Origin of the sequence: Vibrio sp. 1159 (assembly GCF_033340395.1) — a bacterium.
Taxonomy (GTDB): Bacteria; Pseudomonadota; Gammaproteobacteria; order Enterobacterales; family Vibrionaceae; genus Vibrio; species Vibrio alginolyticus.
Genome location: NZ_JAWOWL010000127.1, coordinates 1 through 1,291, shown reverse-complemented (window position 1 = coordinate 1,291; position 1,291 = coordinate 1). Strand labels below are relative to the sequence as shown.

The following is a 1,291-nucleotide window of genomic DNA, read 5'->3' as shown; positions in this document are numbered from 1 at the left end:
CGCTTTGTTGGGGATAAGCAAATGCGAACCAATTACGAAGCGGTTCGTTACATCAAAGAGAACATGCTGTGTATGGAAGAAAAGAAAGGTGTGAGCTTGCTGGTGGTTGAAGATAAGCAGACAAAACAGCCGCTAGGCATTTGTGGGTTAGTGAAGCGTGATACCTTGAACGCTTACGACATCGGCTATGGTTTTCTTCCTTCAGCTTACGGCCAAGGTTTTGCTATAGAAGCAGCAAAGGCAGGGATCGAGTACGCGAAACAAGCGATGCAACTTAGTCAACTGGTCGCGATTACGAATAATGATAATATTCGTAGTATAAGTTTGCTGAAAAAACTCGGTTTCGAATTTGAACGTGTTGAGCAGCAATATGATAATGGCCGAACTTTAGAACTCTACACTCTCCAGCTGTGATTTTGGGCAATAACATGAGCGATATTTTACTTGGCAAACTCGCCACCGAATTTAAAACCGTCAAAGCGATGGTGGAGGTGTATTGCCATGATCATCATGGAACCAAAGATGCGCTGTGCAGCGAATGCCGTGAACTGCTTGAGTACGCGGAAGTGCGATTGGACCGATGCCCATACGGAGAAGAAAAACCGACGTGTAACAAGTGCCCGATCCACTGCTATAAACCCGAACCTAAAGAACAGATGCGTTTAGTGATGCGCTATTCAGGCCCGAGAATGTTACTAAAACATCCGATTCTGGCAGTTCGGCACCTGCTGCACGAGAAACGCGAGGTTCCTGAAAAAACAGCTGCCAATGCATCGAACCGCCACAAAAGAATCAATGAAGAACGCGATACTAAGAAGTCGTAACGACGGTTAGATTCTTTATCCAATACTTTTGCGTATATCGACGATAACACAACGCCAACTTAACGACTTCCTCTGCAATCATCAGTGCATACACGTACTTAAACTCCCAACCAAGAACAAACGCAGCGATTGCACAAAGTGGTAAGCCTGTCATCCACATGGCGATAAAGTCCATGCGTAAGCAGAATACGTTGTCGCCACCAGCTCGAATAATCCCGTTAATGATGATCATGTTCAACATACGCAACCAAATCGCGCAGCACAAAATCATCACCGCAGGGGCGGCGAGTGGATAAAGCTCAGGGTTGTCCAAATTCAATGCTGCAATGATCAACTCACGATTGAGAAGCAACAGTGCGCCGATAGAAATACCAAACACAAAGACTGCTTTGATAAAGAATTTTGCCATGTATTCAGCTTGCTCAAAGGCATCACGCCCCAAGGATTGACCAATTATCACAGAGCAT

The 1,291-nt window shown here is 45.3% G+C and carries 3 protein-coding genes; 2 read left to right on the top strand and 1 reads right to left on the bottom strand.

What is annotated here, in order from left to right; all coding sequences use genetic code 11:
* Both R7127_RS26390 and R7127_RS26385 read left to right on the top strand, forming a co-directional pair.
* Window positions 1-414 (top strand): GNAT family N-acetyltransferase (locus R7127_RS26390; protein ID WP_318148703.1); only part of this gene is annotated, 414 nt, incomplete at its 5' end.
* Between the two features lie 14 nt (window positions 415-428).
* Window positions 429-824, top strand: coding sequence for a nitrous oxide-stimulated promoter family protein (locus tag R7127_RS26385; RefSeq protein WP_276459709.1), 396 nt, complete (start codon window positions 429-431; stop codon window positions 822-824).
* Here the strand turns inward: R7127_RS26385 and R7127_RS26380 are convergent.
* Window positions 811-1,291, bottom strand: a 481-nt coding sequence (locus R7127_RS26380; RefSeq protein ID WP_318148702.1) for an MATE family efflux transporter, incomplete at its 5' end; no start/stop codon positions are given. The two genes, R7127_RS26385 and R7127_RS26380, sit on opposite strands and share 14 nt — an antisense overlap.

Coding starts and splice junctions, on each gene's coding strand:
- R7127_RS26385 (WP_276459709.1), top strand. CDS start 429: ATGAGCGATATTTTACTTGGCAAACTCGCCACCGAATTTAAAACCGTC.